This is a genomic window from Shinella sp. HY16, from assembly GCF_028534175.1.
GTDB lineage: Bacteria > Pseudomonadota > Alphaproteobacteria > Rhizobiales > Rhizobiaceae > Shinella.
Genome location: NZ_JAHYXL010000001.1, coordinates 764,327 through 779,373, shown reverse-complemented (window position 1 = coordinate 779,373; position 15,047 = coordinate 764,327). Strand labels below are relative to the sequence as shown.

Below are 15,047 nucleotides of genomic sequence, written 5' to 3'. Positions count from 1 at the left end.
CCGTCAACCAAGGTTGACGCAGAGGATGCCGACTATGTGCGGCTTGGCTTCAGGAGCAGGATACCGGCCCCCGCTTCCGGCATTGCCTCCACCATCTTTCAGACCCTCCGCCGGACGGCTGTCAGGGTGGGCGCCGCGAATAGTCGCATCTCCGCCCTCAGTCTCCCGCTGAAAACAAAACGCCCCGGCGGATGGGCCGGGGCGCTTTCCTGTCGTTCAGGCAGAGATCAGAATTCGGTCCATTCCTGCGCGAGGGCCGTGTTGCCGCGGGAGACCGCCACCGGCCGGTGACCTGGGCGCGCGGCCGTCTCCATCGTGCGGTGCACGGCCCGGAGTTCGCGCGCCGCGCCAGGCAGGACGAAGCGGGAAATCTGATCGCGCAGGCGCACCGCCTCGTTGGCAAGCGATGCGCTGGCAGCATTCGCCTCCTCGACCATGGCGGCGTTGCGCTGCGTGACCTGGTCCATCTGGTTGACGGCCGTGTTCACCTCGCTGAGGCCGACGGACTGCTCGCGGGCGGAAATCGCGATGGCATCCATGTGCTGGTTGATGGTGGCGACATGCATGCCGATCGCCTCCAGCGAAGCACCCGTATCCTGTACCAGCCGCACGCCGCCCTCCACTTCGGCGGCCGAATTGCGGATCAGCTCCTTGATCTCGCGTGCTGCCTGCGCCGAGCGCTGTGCAAGTTCCCGCACCTCCTGCGCCACGACGGCGAAACCCTTACCGGCCTCGCCCGCGCGCGCCGCCTCGACACCCGCATTGAGGGCGAGCAGGTTGGTCTGGAAGGCGATCTCGTCGATGACACCGAGAATGTTGGAAATCCTGCTGGACGACGTCTCGATGCGCTTCATCGCCTCGACCGCGCCGGCAACGATCTCGCCGGATTTCAGAGCGCTGCGGTTCGCCTCGCTGGCGACGCTGCGCGCCTCTTCCGCCCGCTTCGTCGAACTCGCGACATTGGCCGTGATCTCGTCGAGTGCTGCGGCCGTTTCCTCCAGCGAGGCGGCCTGTTGCTCCGTACGCTTGGAGAGATCGTCGGCGCTCTCGCTGATCTCGCGCGAACCGTCGTCGATGGAGGTGCTGGAGAGCGCGACGGAGCCGAGCGTTTCGCCAAGCTGCGCGACGGCCGAGTTCAGGTCATGGCGCAGCTGTTCGAAATCGGGCGCGAAGGGTTCGGTCAGCTGGAAGCTGAGATCGCCGGACGCAAGGCGGCGCAGGCCGCCGGCAAGCCCCGAGGTGGCCTGCTGCAGACGCGCCTGCGCCGAAGCTTCGGCCTCGTCCTGCAGGCGGACACGCTCGGCCTCGGCACGAGAACGGTTCTCCGCGGCTTCCGCTTCCAGACGGCGATTGGCGATGGCCGCCTGACGGAAAACCTCGACCGCGCTGGCCATCTGGCCGATTTCATCCCGGCGGCTGGCGAAAGGGATGGCCGAGGCGGTGTCACCGCCGGCAAGCTGCGTCATCGCCTTTGTAGTGGCGACGATCGGGCGGGAAATCGAACGGCCGATGAGAAGGACCGTGGCGGCGATCGCCGCGATGGCCGCAAGGATCGCGACGATCGCGATCCTGTGCGTCGTCTCCAGGGCGCTTGCGCTTTCCGACTCGGCCTTCGCCTTGTCCGAGGCGATGGCGGCCGATACCCGGTCGAAGAACGGCTCGATGGCGGCAAAGGCCCCGGAGACACCGGCGCTGGCTGCAGCCTCGGTCTCGGCAATCGCCGCATAGTCCTCGAAAGCCTTGCCGTAGGTGTCCAGCGCCTTGAGGATGGTCGCCTGGTTTGCGGCACCGCCGAACCTGTCCACCGGCGCGCTGGCAAAAGCCGCGCGCTCCTCGGCATGCCTGGCGACGTACTTCGCGTCGCGGCGCATGATGAAGTCCTTCTCGTGGCGGCGCATCATCAGCATGCTGACCTGGAGGCCCTTGTCGTCGACGGTCTTCAGCAGCTCCTCGATCGAATGCACGGCCGACCGCATGGCGCCTTCCCGCCCGGACGACGGATCAAGCCCGAGCGCAATGCTCGCATCGGCGAGCGTTGCGAAACTCTTGCGGTAGGCCGCATACCCTTCCGAGATCGCCTGGAGGTCCGCACGGGTCGCCGGCGCTTCGATGAGGCCGTCGAGCGTGGCAAGCGTCTTCTCCGCCCGCGCGGAAATCTCCTTGTGGGCGGCGGTGTATTTCTCGTCCCGTCGCAGCAGGAAGTCCTTCTCCGCCCGCCGGTTCTGCAGGAGCTCGGTCTCCAGCACCCGCAGCTGCGCGTCGGCGCTGCGATGGCGCTCGACGGTGACACGGTAGTCGTCGGAGATGCGCTTTTCGACTTCGAAAATGCCGACGATGAGAAGGATGCCCGCGACAGCAATCGGCGCCATCAGGCCGATGCGGTGTGACAGACGAAAGGTCATACATGCTCCTTGCGCCCGCACCGGGCGGGCCGCTCGTTCATGGGAATTTGTGGATGCCCCCTGCTCGGGGGTCATGGGACAAGGCGCCGTCGTCATGCCGGCTTATGCTTAACAAATGCTAATTGTCATAATTTAAGGAGCGATGAATATAGCTCAACAGTTTTAGGGTTTTCATCTGTTCCAGCGAGCCTTGCCGGGCGCAACACACCGTATGGGGCTTGCCACCCGGGGCGTGAGGCGTCATGAGAGGCGATGTCCCAAACTACAGAAACCATCCGCCTCGACCAGCTCCTGCTGAATGCCGGCCTTGTCGCCAGCCGCTCGCGGGCGCGCGACGCCATCACGCGCGGCACCGTGCGCGTCAACGGCCGCGTCGTCACCAAGCCGAGTTCGAGCTTTTCCCCCTCCGTCACCATCGAGATCGACGATCCCGCCCAGGCCTATGTCTCGCGCGCGGCGCTGAAACTGAAGGCCGCGCTGGAGACCTTCGGGTTCGATCCCGCGGGCCTTGACTGCCTCGACATCGGCGCCTCCACCGGCGGCTTCACCGAGATCCTGCTGGAGCGCGGCGCAAGCCACGTCGTCGCGGTCGACGTAGGCCACGACCAGCTTCACCCGCGGCTCATGGCGGATGCCCGCGTCACCAGCCACGAGGGCCTCAACGCCCGCGTGCTCGACGCGGACCATCTCGACGATCGTACCATCGGCGGCGTCGTCTCCGACGTTTCCTTCATCTCGCTGAAACTGGCGCTGCCGCCGGCCCTCTCGCTCGCCGAGCCCGGCGCCTTCTGCGTGCTGCTCGTCAAGCCGCAGTTCGAGGCCGGGCGCGAGGCGATCAGCAAGGCGGGCCTGCTGAAAGACCCGGACAGCGCGCCGGCTGTTGCGGCCGAACTGGAGCGCTGGCTCGTCGAGGACATGGGCTGGCAGAGCCTCGGCCTCATTCCCTCACCGATCGCCGGCGGCGACGGAAATGTGGAGTTTCTTCTGGGAGGCCGCAAGCCATGACGACGGAAACGCTCACCATCGCCCGGCTCGGCAGCGGCGGCGACGGTATTGCGGAGGCAGCCGGTGGCCCGGTCTACGTGCCCTTCACCCTGCCGGGCGAGACGGTCGCCGTCGCGCGCGTCAAGAACCACGGCACGGTCATGTCCATGTCGGTCGCCTCGCCCGAGCGGGTGGAACCGGCCTGCGCACATTTCGGCCCCGACGGCAAGAACGGCACCTGCGGCGGCTGCACGCTGCAACACGCCTCCGATGCGCTCTACCACGACTTCAAGCGCGACCTCGTCGTTCATGCTTTGAAGAGCAAGGGCCTGACGCCCGAGGTCGCCCCGCTCGTCATCGCCCGGCCGGGTGAACGCCGCCGCGTCGTCTTCACCGCACGCCGGACGGAAAAGGAGATGCTGCTCGGCTTCAACCAGGCCGGCAGCCACCACATCGTCTCCATCGACCACTGTCCGATTTCGAGCGACGGCATCATGTCCATGCTGGAGGCGGTCCGCCGGGTGGCCGCCGCCATTGCCACCTCGGCCGAGCCCTTCCGCGTAACCGTGCTCGAAACCCTTTCCGGCCTCGACCTTGCCTTCGAGGGCGTGAAGAAGGTGGGCGACAAGGAGCGGCGCGCCGTTACCCAATGCGTCCTGTCACTGCGCGGCATTGCCCGGGTTTCCAGCGACGGCGAAATCCTCATCGAGCCGCAGAAGCCGGTGATCGATTTCTCCGGCGTGCGCGTCTTCCCGCCCGCCGGCGGCTTCACCCAGGCGACGAAACCGGCCGAGGACGCCATGGCCGAGCTGGTGCTGGCCGCGCTCGGCAAGGCCAAGCGCGTCGCCGATCTCTTCGCCGGCTCCGGCACCTTCGCGCTGCGTATCGCCCGGCAGGCCAAGGTGCATGCGGTGGAAGGCGAGGAAAAGGCGCTGAAGGCGCTCGACCAGGCCGCACGCAACACGCAGGGCCTGAAGCCGGTGACGCTGGAGCGGCGCGATCTCTTCCGCCGCCCGCTGATGGCCTCCGAGCTGAAGGTGTTCGACGCCGTGGTCTTCGATCCGCCGCGCGCCGGGGCGGAGGACCAGTGCAAGGAGCTTGCCCGCTCCGGCGTCAAGACCATTGTCGCCGTCTCGTGCAATCCCGTGAGCCTTGCCCGCGACCTCGCGATCCTCACCGCCGCCGGCTACCGCATCCGCCTCGTGACACCGATCGACCAGTTCTTCTGGTCGGCCCATGTCGAGGCGGTGGCGGTGCTGGAGAAGTAGGCCTCGTTCAATCGACCTGCGTGGCGAACACCCCGCCATCGTCCGCGTCCAGCACGATGGAGAGGGAGACGTGGCGCGGGCGCGTGACGGCGAAGAGCACGGCTTCGACCACATCCCGCGTGGTGCCGCGCGCGCCCTTCGCCCGCTCGGCCACCGCAGCCCATTCCGGCGAACCCGGCTGAACGTCATCGAGATAGGGCGGGTGCACCACGATGGAGCGCAGGGGCGTTCCCGCCAGCATCTGCTGCAGCCCCTCCGCGATGGCAGCCTGGGCGCGCTTTGCGGCGTAGAAGGGCACGGACACATCCCGCATGAGCGCATTCGGCAAGCCACTGATCGAGCCGATCGTCACGATATCGGGATGGCTGGACTGCCGCAGCAGCGGCAAGAGGCCCTGCGTGAACAGAAACGTACCGGTAACGGCGGAATTGACGGTGCTCAGCACGTCTTCCGCCCTGTGCGGCTCGTCGCTCGCCCCCAGCCACATCGCGCCGTTGTTCACGAGGAGATCGACACCACGCTGCAACCGGTTGATCGCCTCGACGCCGCGCTGCACGCTTTCGCTGCTGGCAAGGTCGACCTCGATGCAGGTCGGACGGGCGCCCGTTGCCTGCCAGACGGTCTCCGCGACGCGCTCAACCGCCGCCAGGGTGCGACCGCACAGGATGAGCTCGCACCCCGCTTGCGCAAGGGACATTGCAAGCGCCGCTCCCAAGCCGCGGCCCGCGCCGGTGATGACGGCCGTACGTCCCTGTAATTCAACCATTTTCTGCCTCTGCTATCTGAACTGCGTTCGGGTCGCCTATAGATGGAGCGCCATCGGCCGCACGGCAAGAAGTGGCCAAAAAAGAGAAAGGCCCGGGATCGCTCCCGGGCCTTTCCATGGTTCCCTATGCCTCAAGCCGCGCGGCGTGCCGGCGTTGCGGCGTAGCCGGCACCGCCCGAGCCAAGCTTGAACTGGGCGAGCAGCGCGGAGAGTGCGGCTGCCTCGCCGGCAAGGCCGTGGCTGGCGGCGGTCTGCTCCTCCACCATGGCGGCATTCTGCTGCGTGCCCTGGTCCATCGTGTTGACCGCAGTGTTGATCTCCTGCAGGCCCGTCGACTGTTCGCGCGCGGCAAGCACGATGGCGTTCACATGGCCGTTGATCTCCTGCACCTCGCGCACGATGGCTTCCAGCGCGGCGCCCGTCTCGTCGACGAGGGAAACACCGGAGCGGACCTGCTCGCCGGAGGCGGTGATCAGCGCCTTGATCTCCTTGGCCGCGTTGGCCGAGCGCTGGGCGAGCTCGCGCACCTCCTGTGCGACGACGGCAAAGCCCTTGCCCGCCTCGCCTGCCCGGGCCGCTTCCACGCCGGCATTGAGCGCGAGAAGGTTGGTCTGGAAGGCGATGTCGTCGATGACGCCGATGATGTTGGAAATCTCGTGCGAGGACTTTTCGATGCCCTGCATGGCCGAGACGGCGCGGCGGACGACGTCGCCCGACTTTTCCGCGCCCTGACGGGTGCGCGAGACGAGCGAGCCGACTTCTTCCGCGCGGCGCGTGGAATCCTTCACCGTCGTGGTGATCTCTTCCAGTGCGGCGGCGGTTTCCTCCACGGAGGCGGCCTGCTGTTCGGTCCGCCGGGCGAGATCGTCGGCGGCCGAGCGGATTTCCGTGGCGCCGGCATCGATGGCGCGGGCGTTCTGGCCGACCGTCGTCATTGCCGTGTGGAGCTTGGTGAGCGAGTGGTTGAAGTCGGTGCGCAGGCGATCGAGATGGCCGACGAAGGGCTTTTCGATACGGTGGGCAAGATCGCCCTCGGCAAGACGGCCGAGGCCGTCCGCAAGCGCCTCGACGGCGTGCTGGATCTCGCCGGCTTCGCGCGCCTTGACGGCTTCGCGCTCGCGGCGCTCGCTTTCGGAGAGCACGCGGCCTTCTTCCGCAGCGTTTTCAAGACGGGTGCGCTCGATGGCATTGTCGCGGAAGACCGCGACGGCAGCAGCCATGCGGCCGATCTCGTCGGTGCGGTTCTCACCGGGAATATCCGTGCGGACGTCACCCGCGGCGAGCTTGTCCATGGCCGATGTCATATCCTTGACCGGGCGCACGACGAGGCGGGAGAGCACGGTGGCAAGGAAGCCCATCATGACGACGACGGCAAGGATCGTGGCGATCGTCGCGGCGATGCGGAACTGGTCGATCGCCGCATAGGCCATGCCGCTGTCAATGGTGAAACCGAGATACCATTCGACCGACGGCAGACCGGTGACCGGCACGAAGGAGACGAGCACCGGCTTGCCGGCATAGGTCGTGTGCGTGATGCCGCCGCCGATGGCCGGCGTTGTCTCGGGGAAAGCATCGGTGAGCGTCTTGGTGACGAGCGCCTTGTCCTGGTGCACGAGGATCTGGCCGTTCTTGCTGACGAGGAAGGCGAAGCCCGTGCCGCCGAGATCGACCGAATTGACCATGTCGACGAGGGACTTCAACGAGAAGTCGCTGCCGGCGACGCCCAGCAGCTTGCCGTCGTGCTTGACGGGTGTCGCGGCGCTGATGATCAGGTCGTTGGTGGAAGCGTCGATATAGGGCTCGGTCAGCACGCTGCCGTTTGCCTTGACGGCATCCTGATACCACGGGCGCTTGCGCGGATCGTACCCCTCGGGCATCTCCGATTTCGGCCACTGGGTGAAGAGGCCCGTCTCGTCGCCCACATAGGTGGTCATGAACTGGCTGACGAGAACGTCATTCTGCAACACGGCTTCGATGCCCGTCGCATCCACGGCCTTGCCGGCGGCATTGCCGGCCATCTCGGTCAGCGAGACGCGGGCATTCAGCCAGTTGGCGATGCTCTGGGCGGCCTGTTTGCCGGAACTGTCGATGCTTTCCTCGACGGAATTCGTCAGGACGCTGCGCTGCAGGCTGTCGATATAGAGGGAAAAGCCGGTGAAGGCGGCAACGACGACGAGGGACGCGACAACGAGAATGCGCGTCATCAGATTGGAGCGCTTGGCCATGGGCGATGTTCTCTGGGGCGCCGCGCCGGAAACGGCGGGGACGCGATGCTGAACGGCATGCCGGAAGGCGGAAAATCGGGCGCATCATGCGGCCGCCGGCTGGACGCCGGAGAATGCCGCACAATAGGAAAACGTGTTTAAGGCGCCGTTAAAATTGACAGACCACAAATGGGGTGCAACCGGTGCCTGCGGAACGGGGTGCGGAAAATCGCCCGGATCGGGAGGTGCCGAAAGGCGCTCCAACCCACCAATCTGCCGGTTTTCCAGGTGGAAGAGCGGTTCCCGCTTTCAGGACCGGTTCTAGCGACGGGCCATGAAGGCTTCGAAGGCGGCGCGGGCTTCCGGGCTCTTCAACTGCGCCGCGAAATGTTCGGCCTCCTCGTCGATCCGCCTTGCCACATCCGCGCCGTCGCCCCGGATAAGGGTGCGGGCGATGGCGAGCGCCTTCGGCGGCTTGGCGGCAAGGCGCACGGCGGCGGCGAGCGTGTCGCGCTCCACCGCGGCGGGCTCGACGACGGCATAGACGAGGCCCGCCTCCCGCGCTGCGGTGGCGGAGAAGCCCTCCCCCGCAGCCAGCAGCGCGAAGGCCCGCTGGTGGCCCATCAGGCGGGGGGCGAGAAGGCTGGACGCCGCCTCCGGCACCAGCGCCAGGTCGACGAAGGGCGTGCGGAACTCGGTGCGGATCGAGGCATAGGTGAGGTCGCAGTGCAGATGGATCGTCGTGCCGATGCCGATCGCCAGACCGTCGACGCCGGAGACCAGCGGCTTGCCGTGCGCAGCGAGCACATGGAGAAAATCGACCACCTCGCGCCCCATCGTGCCGCCCATTGCGAAGGCGAGGAAATCGTTGAGATCGTTGCCGGCGGAAAAGCAGCCTTCCGAGCCGAGGAAGACGGTGGCGCGCACGCTGTCATCCGCATTGCCGGCCTTCAGCGCGTCGGTCATCGCCTGGTACATGGCGCGGGTGATGGCGTTCTTCTTGTCGGGGCGGTTGAGGCGGATCACCTGGACGCCCGGCGCGTTTTCCGGGTGCTCGATCAGGATGTGGTCGGTCATGGGTATCGGTTTCCTTCGCCGGATGGCAATCGTACGGGGCCGCCCCCTCTGCCGTAGTCCTATCGGTTCGATCGCGGCATCCTATCCCAGCACCACACGTGCGGCTTCAAGGCTCCCGGCACCGGAGATCACCCGGTCGCGCAGCGCAGCCGTCTCGCCGATGATGTTTTCCGCGGCGAAGCGGCACAGGGCGGCCCGTTCGCCGTTGCGGCCGTCACCGCCATCGGCAAGCGCGCCCTTGACGAGATAGGCCCCCGTCAGCACCAGGCCGAAGAGGCGCTGGTAGGGCGTGGCACCGGCAAGCGCTTCGGCCTGCCTGCCCGCGGCGAGCGTGGCGAGCAACCATTCGGTGGCGGCTTCGAGATCAGCGATGGCAATATCGAGGCGCTCGCCGGTTTCGCCGAGATCCGGCGCATTTGCCGTGCCTGCCCGAAGACGGGCCTTTTCGGCAATCTCGCGCAGTTCGGCGACGAAACCCCGCACATGGCCGCCGTCCGACAGCGGCAGCTTGCGCGTGACGAGGTCGATGGCCTGAATGCCGTTGGTGCCCTCGTAGATCGGCGCGATGCGGGCGTCGCGATAGAGGCGGGCGGCGCCCGTCTCCTCGATGAAGCCCATGCCGCCATGCACCTGCACGCCGAGCGAGGCGACGTCGACGCCGGCATCGGTGGCGAAACTCTTGGCGATGGGGGTGAGCAGGCTGGCGCGCTCGGCCCAGTGCCGTGCCTCCGCGCCATGGCTCATGTCCACCGCGTGGGCGCAGGCATAGGTGATGGCGCGGGCGCCCTGGGTCAGCACCTTCATGGTCAGGAGCATGCGGGCGACATCGGGATGCTCGATGATCGGACTCATGCCCGAACCCTGGTCGCCACCCTGCCAGCCCGGCGCCTTGCCCTGCGTGCGCTCCTTCGCATAGGCGATCGCCTTCTGCGTCGCGGCCTCCGCGATCGCCACGCCCTGCATGCCGACGGCGAGGCGTGCGTTGTTCATCATGGTGAACATGCAGGCGAGGCCCCGGTTCTCCTCGCCAACCAGCCAGCCGATGGCGCCCGGCTCGTCACCGAAGCGGCCGTCGCCGTAGATCATCGTGCAGGTGGGCGACGCATGGATGCCGAGCTTGTGCTCGATGGAATGGCAATAGGCATCGTTGCGGGCGCCGAGCGATCCATCCACGCCGACCAGGAACTTCGGCACGAGGAAGAGCGAAATGCCGCGCGTGCCGGCCGGCGCATCCGGCAGACGGGCAAGCACCAGATGCACGATGTTGTCGGTGAAATCATGCTCGCCATAGGTGATGAAGATCTTCTGGCCGAAGAGGCGATAGGTGCCGTCGTCACGGCGTTCCGCGCGGGTCTTCATCACGCCGAGATCCGAGCCGGCATGGGGCTCGGTGAGGTTCATCGAGCCCATCCATTCGCCCGACACCATCTTCGGCAGATAGGTGGATTTCAGGTGGTCCGAGCCGTGCGCCGTCAGCGCCTCGATGGCGCCGATCGTCAGCGTCGGGCCGATCGCAAAGGCCATGGAGCCGCTGTTCCACATTTCGAGCGCGGCGACGTGCAGCATGTGCGGCAGGCCCTGCCCGCCGAAATCGGGCGAAGCCGTCAGCGAGTTCCAGCCGCCTTCCGCCCAGGCCTTGTAGAGCGCCGGCCAGCCGTCGGGCATCGTCACCGCGCCATCGGCGAGGCGGGCACCCTGTCTGTCGCCGATCTCGGCAAGCGGCGCCACGGCTTCCGTGGCGAACCGGCCGGCTTCTGAGAGGATGGCATCGACGAGGTCGTCCGAGAGATCGCCGAGATGGCCGCCTTCGAGCGCGGGCGCAAGGCCCGCCACATGCTTCAGCGTGAACGCAATCTCCTCGACCGGCGCCTTGTACATCTCTATCCTCCTCCGGCCGCCTGCCCGCTTCGGCGGGGCGATCCGCTGGCGCACAGATTATTGATTTTTACGTAAACGTCAACTTGCGATGAGGCCCCAGAAACGGAAACGGGCCGGCCGGCCTCAACGACCGGTCAGCCCGTTCCAGGAGCCGGGGGACCGCCGGCTCGGAGAGGATTGCCCTATCAGCTATAGGGCGAGATGCACTGGCGGCGCGGACCGTTGTAGGGCTGGAACGTGTTGTCGTAGGCCCTGTACGAACGATAGCGGTTTGCGCACCAGTTCACATGCGAGCCACCACCGCCGACATAGGTCCGGTCGTTGGCAATCGCGCCGCCGATGATGGTGCCGATGCCGAAGGCGGCAAGCGGGAACCAGTAACCGTCATAATAACGATAGCCCGGGCGCTGATAGCGGTAGCCGCGATGGCCGCGGTACCAGCCGTAGCGGTCGCCGCGGTCACGCCAGCCCACATCCCGGTCGCGATAACGGTAGTCGGGGCCACGGTAGCGGCGGATATCGCGCCAGCCCCGATCGTCGTTCCAGCTGCGCCCGCGGCGCCAGCCGTCGTCGCCCCGCCCGCGGTCAGCGCGCCAGCCACGATCGGAATTCCGGCGCACCCAGATACGGCGGTCATGGTCGCGAACGAGCTGCACATCGTTGCCGCCGGCCGCGGTCGTCTGCACCTTCGGAACCCCAAGCGGCATGGCGCTGGCCGGCACGACCGGGGTGGCGGCAAAGAGCGCCGACATGGCGACCGCCAGGCATTTGTTGAGAAATCTCATGACACTTCTCCCTGAGAGGGCCTTTCGACTGTTGCTCGAACGGCAATTTGAACGCGAAACGCACCAAAGTCCCTTTCGTTCCATATGCGATCTTCTCGCGCGCGATTCAATGTTCAACGCCGGGTTTTGTGCATGTTAGCCATCCGTTAACCATGTTTCGCGCACCATGCGCACTTGCGCCGGCGCGATATCGAACAGGAGCGTCCATGAACCCGAAGCATCTTTCCGGCCTGGCCGCCCTTCTCCTGCTGGCCGCCCTGCCCTTTTCAGCAAGCGCCGCGAACGTCGAACCGTGGAAGAAGCCGGAAAACGCCATCGTCATCGATGCCTATGAGCTGAACGAGATCGACTGGTCGGAAATGCTGTCCGACACGCGCATTGCCGGCTTCATCTCCAAGGCGTCCGACGGCCTGCCGGAAAGCTTCAGCTGCAAGGGCGAGCACAGCGGCGACACGGTGGCGCATTGCAAGACCATGTGGCGCAAATATGCGGTGAGCCGCGAACTCTACGAGACCCGCCGGCTGCTCGCCCGCTCGAAAGGGCTGCTCTGGGGCGCCTATCACCTCGCCCGGCCGGGCAATCCGGTCGATCAGGCCAACCATTTCCTCGACTATGCCAATCCCCAGGACGACGAGATGATGGTGCTCGATATCGAAGGCATCGATCCCGACAACTACATGTCGCTGGAGGATGCGCAGGTCTTTGCCGGACACATCAAGACGCGCACGGGCCGCTATCCCGTGCTCTACACCAACCATTCGACCGCCCGGTTCATCGCCCTCAACCGTGACAGGTACCGCATCCTCTCGCGCCTGCCGCTCTGGTATGCCCGCTACAAGCCGGGCATCGAGGACGCCTTCCCGATGGGCAACTGGGACAATTACGCGCTCTGGCAGTTCTCCGCCGGCGTCAACTGCTCGAAACGGCGCTGCCCCTACCGGGTGAAGGGCGCGCTGACCGATATCGACGTCAACGTCGCGCCGATGACCAAGGCGGCGCTCGGCAAGGCCTGGGCCTTCGGCGAACTCCTGCCGGAAAAGCCCTTCGAGCCCGTCGACACCATGCTCACCGCCTCCATCCCGTCGGGCGGCAGCTTCAAGGCAACGGTAAGGGCCGAGGCCGAAGCCGGCACCGGCGCACAGACGGCCGGCGCCGTCACGCTCGCCTCGGGCGCGACAGCATCCTTCCCCGTCGCCGTGACGGCCGAAGTCCGCGCCGGCATCATGGCCAAGGGCACCGCGACCACCACGGTCGGCCGCCGCCTGGTGGAGGTGACGCCGCTGAACTATCAGGATTTCTGAAACGCTTGCGGCGGGCGCAGGCCCGCCCCCTACGCCTCGATCTGCACGTCGCCGACCGGCCGCGAGCAGCAGGCAAGGATGTAGCCTTCCTCGATCTCATCGTCGAGGATGCCGCCGTTGTGGCGCATGTCCACCTCCCCAGAGAGCTTCATCACCCGGCAGGTGCCGCACAGGCCGCCTTCGCAGGCCGCGCCGATGCGCACGCCGGCCGCCCGGGCGGTCTGGAGGATCGTCTGGCCGGGCGGGCATTTCGCATCCTTGCCGGCCATGGTGAAGGTGACGGTCGCAACGGCATTGGCATCGACGTCGTGCTCACCGGCACCGGCGCGGATGGCGATCTCCTCCGGGGCGGGCGCTGCGGCCGGCTGGAAGCTCTCCTCGTGGTAGCGCTCCATGTTGAAGCCGCAAACCTTGAGAAGGTCTCTGACGCCGCGCATGAAAGGTTCCGGGCCGCAGCAGAAGACGGTGCGCTCGCGAAAATCCGGCGCGAGCAGCGAGAGACGGGCGGCATCGATGCGGCCGCGCAATCCGTGCCAGCCGTCGCGCGGATTGTGCCCCTCGACGACGAAGCCGAGCGTCAGGTTCGGCATCTGCGCGGCAAGACATTCAAGCTCCGCCTTGAACAGCAGATCCTCCGGCTTGCGCGCGCAGGTGACGAAGGCGACGTCGGACTGCGGCGCGCAATCCGACATCCAGCGCGTCATCGACATCATCGGCGTGACGCCGGAGCCGGCCGAGATGAAGAGATACTTTTCGGCGGGATAGCGCACGAGGGAGAAGTCGCCGAGCGGGCCGAAGGCCTTCAGCTTCATGCCGGGCTTCAGGTTGTCGAACATCCAGCGCGTCCCGATCGAGCTCTTCTGCGCCTTCACCGTCACGGAAACGGAGAAGGGCCGCGAGGGCGTCGAGGAGAGCGTATAGGTGCGCAGGACGGGATCGTCCTGCGCAACCGGAATTTCCAGCGTGACGAACTGGCCGGGCAGGTATCGGAACCAGTTGTCGCGGTCGGACCGGAAGGTGAAGGTCATCACGTCTGATGTCTCCACCGTTGCGGCAATGCATTCCAGCATGTGCTGGCGATCGTTCCACGGATGAAGCTCGTCGAAATGACGGAAATGGCTTGCGATCGTCATGTCATGCCACCCGCGAGAGCGGCTTCTTGGCGCCGTCGAGCCGGTCGACCATGAAGTTCACGTACCATTCGACGAACTGCATGACGCCCCCCTCGTCTTCCGGCGAATAGGGGCCGGGCTGGTAGGCCGGCGAGCGGATGCCGAAGGCGTTTTCCTCGACGATGCGGCGGTCCTGGTCGTTGGTCTCAGTCCAGACATGGGTGAGCTCGTCAAGGCGGTAGTCGACGCCCTCGACCGCGTCCTTGCTGACCAGCCATTTCGTCGTGACCTGCGTCAGCTCCGGCCCAAGCGGCAGAACGCGGAAGGTGATGGCATGGTCGGCGAGCACATGGTTCCAGGTCGTCGGATAGTGGAAGAGCAGCAGCGTGCCGATGTGGTTTTCCAGCACGTCGTTCGACAGCGGGCGGTTGACGGCGCGGGCGCCGGACATCGTGTAGCTCTCGGCATCCTGGATGAGCGGCATGCGGGCCGCGCGGAACTGGCCGGTCGGCGACATGCGGAATTCGCTCGGCAGGCCCGCCGCCTCGCATTTTTCCCAGTGCGCGGCGATGACGGGATCGTCCTTGGCGCCCTGCACGCCGGTGGCGCTCGGCGCCTCGGGATAGGTGCGGCAAAGCTCGGGATGGTTGGCGGCGCAGTGATAGCACTCGCGGTTGTTTTCCCAGACGAGCTTCCAGTTGCCCTTCTCGACGATCGTGCTTTCGAAGGCGACCTTGGTCTCGCCGAGGCGGTGACGGGCAAGATAGGGCTCGACCAGGCTGCGGAAGGCGGAAAAGTCCGGCGCCTCGTTTGCAAGGCAGATGAAGATGTATCCGCCGACGGTCTCGCAGTGCACGCGCTTCAAACCGTGCTGGCTCTTGTCGAAATCCTCGGCCATGTGGCGGGCGAAGAGCAGCGAGCCATCCAGTTCGTAGGTCCACTGGTGGTAGGGACAGACGAGCTTGGCCGAGGCCCCCTTGTGCTGGGTGCAGACGCGCGAGCCGCGGTGGCGGCAGGAATTGTGCAGGGCGCGCACGGTCCCCGTGCGGTCGCGGGTGATGACCACGGGATAGTCGCCGACCTGCACGGTAAAATAGTTGCCGGCCTTCGGGATCTCGCAGTCATGGCCGATGAACAGCCAGTCGCGATACCAGATCGTCTCGAGATCGAGCCTGTAGTGATCGGGGTCGATGTAGAAGGCCTGCTCGAGGCTGTGGCCCTCGCGCCGGTTCTTGAGCTTGCGGAGCACGTCGCTGCTGATGTCCATGCC

11 protein-coding genes are annotated in these 15,047 nt (G+C 66.4%); 3 read left to right on the top strand and 8 right to left on the bottom strand.

Annotation, left to right across the window (positions count from 1 at the left end; all coding sequences use genetic code 11):
* Window positions 1-227 precede the first annotated feature (227 nt).
* Entirely contained in the window at window positions 228-2,402 is a 2,175-nt protein-coding gene (locus tag K0P03_RS03795) for a methyl-accepting chemotaxis protein (protein ID WP_272788935.1), read from the bottom strand.
* Window positions 2,403-2,654: 252 nt separating this feature from the next.
* On the opposite strand from K0P03_RS03795, the gene K0P03_RS03790 reads away from it, so the two are divergent.
* Together K0P03_RS03790 and K0P03_RS03785 are read left to right on the top strand one after the other, a co-directional pair.
* Window positions 2,655-3,407: a TlyA family RNA methyltransferase gene (locus K0P03_RS03790; RefSeq protein WP_050743446.1), complete on the top strand. Its 753-nt coding sequence runs from the start codon at window positions 2,655-2,657 to the stop codon at window positions 3,405-3,407.
* Complete coding sequence (locus tag K0P03_RS03785) at window positions 3,404-4,654, top strand: class I SAM-dependent RNA methyltransferase (RefSeq protein ID WP_272788932.1); 1,251 nt, start codon at window positions 3,404-3,406, stop codon at window positions 4,652-4,654. Before K0P03_RS03790 ends, K0P03_RS03785 begins: the two co-directional genes overlap by 4 nt.
* A gap of 7 nt (window positions 4,655-4,661) precedes the next feature.
* Here the strand turns inward: K0P03_RS03785 and K0P03_RS03780 are convergent, their stop codons facing one another.
* The 5 genes from K0P03_RS03780 to K0P03_RS03760 all read right to left on the bottom strand — a co-directional run bounded on the left by K0P03_RS03780 (window position 4,662) and on the right by K0P03_RS03760 (window position 11,364).
* A complete protein-coding gene (locus tag K0P03_RS03780) occupies window positions 4,662-5,420 on the bottom strand; it encodes an SDR family oxidoreductase (protein WP_050743444.1) in 759 nt (252 codons plus the stop codon).
* Window positions 5,421-5,551: 131 nt separating this feature from the next.
* Entirely contained in the window at window positions 5,552-7,645 is a 2,094-nt protein-coding gene (gene mcpU, locus K0P03_RS03775; protein WP_024271033.1) for a methyl-accepting chemotaxis protein McpU, read from the bottom strand.
* A gap of 300 nt (window positions 7,646-7,945) precedes the next feature.
* A complete protein-coding gene (locus K0P03_RS03770; protein WP_272788929.1) occupies window positions 7,946-8,701 on the bottom strand; it encodes a crotonase/enoyl-CoA hydratase family protein in 756 nt (251 codons plus the stop codon).
* Window positions 8,702-8,782: 81 nt separating this feature from the next.
* Window positions 8,783-10,579 (bottom strand): acyl-CoA dehydrogenase, encoded by a 1,797-nt coding sequence (locus K0P03_RS03765; protein ID WP_272788927.1) that lies wholly within the window; start codon window positions 10,577-10,579, stop codon window positions 8,783-8,785.
* Between the two features lie 185 nt (window positions 10,580-10,764).
* Entirely contained in the window at window positions 10,765-11,364 is a 600-nt protein-coding gene (locus K0P03_RS03760) for a BA14K family protein (RefSeq protein ID WP_023515275.1), read from the bottom strand.
* 206 nt (window positions 11,365-11,570) lie between these two features.
* Here K0P03_RS03760 and K0P03_RS03755 point away from each other — a divergent pair, with 206 nt between their 5' ends.
* Complete coding sequence (locus K0P03_RS03755; protein WP_272788926.1) at window positions 11,571-12,665, top strand: glycoside hydrolase family 25 protein; 1,095 nt, start codon at window positions 11,571-11,573, stop codon at window positions 12,663-12,665.
* 29 nt (window positions 12,666-12,694) lie between these two features.
* On the opposite strand, the gene K0P03_RS03750 is transcribed toward K0P03_RS03755, so the two are convergent.
* Together K0P03_RS03750 and K0P03_RS03745 are read right to left on the bottom strand one after the other, a co-directional pair.
* On the bottom strand, window positions 12,695-13,798 hold the full coding sequence (locus K0P03_RS03750) for a hybrid-cluster NAD(P)-dependent oxidoreductase (protein WP_130520492.1): 1,104 nt from the start codon (window positions 13,796-13,798) through the stop codon (window positions 12,695-12,697).
* Window position 13,799: 1 nt separating this feature from the next.
* Window positions 13,800-15,044: an aromatic ring-hydroxylating oxygenase subunit alpha gene (locus K0P03_RS03745; RefSeq protein ID WP_272788925.1), complete on the bottom strand. Its 1,245-nt coding sequence runs from the start codon at window positions 15,042-15,044 to the stop codon at window positions 13,800-13,802.
* Window positions 15,045-15,047: the final 3 nt, after the last annotated feature.

Coding starts and splice junctions, on each gene's coding strand:
- K0P03_RS03795 (WP_272788935.1), bottom strand. CDS start 2,402: ATGACCTTTCGTCTGTCACACCGCATCGGCCTGATGGCGCCGATTGCT.
- K0P03_RS03790 (WP_050743446.1), top strand. CDS start 2,655: ATGTCCCAAACTACAGAAACCATCCGCCTCGACCAGCTCCTGCTGAAT.
- K0P03_RS03785 (WP_272788932.1), top strand. CDS start 3,404: ATGACGACGGAAACGCTCACCATCGCCCGGCTCGGCAGCGGCGGCGAC.
- K0P03_RS03780 (WP_050743444.1), bottom strand. CDS start 5,420: ATGGTTGAATTACAGGGACGTACGGCCGTCATCACCGGCGCGGGCCGC.
- mcpU (WP_024271033.1), bottom strand. CDS start 7,645: ATGGCCAAGCGCTCCAATCTGATGACGCGCATTCTCGTTGTCGCGTCC.
- K0P03_RS03770 (WP_272788929.1), bottom strand. CDS start 8,701: ATGACCGACCACATCCTGATCGAGCACCCGGAAAACGCGCCGGGCGTC.
- K0P03_RS03765 (WP_272788927.1), bottom strand. CDS start 10,579: ATGTACAAGGCGCCGGTCGAGGAGATTGCGTTCACGCTGAAGCATGTG.
- K0P03_RS03760 (WP_023515275.1), bottom strand. CDS start 11,364: ATGAGATTTCTCAACAAATGCCTGGCGGTCGCCATGTCGGCGCTCTTT.
- K0P03_RS03755 (WP_272788926.1), top strand. CDS start 11,571: ATGAACCCGAAGCATCTTTCCGGCCTGGCCGCCCTTCTCCTGCTGGCC.
- K0P03_RS03750 (WP_130520492.1), bottom strand. CDS start 13,798: ATGACGATCGCAAGCCATTTCCGTCATTTCGACGAGCTTCATCCGTGG.
- K0P03_RS03745 (WP_272788925.1), bottom strand. CDS start 15,044: ATGGACATCAGCAGCGACGTGCTCCGCAAGCTCAAGAACCGGCGCGAG.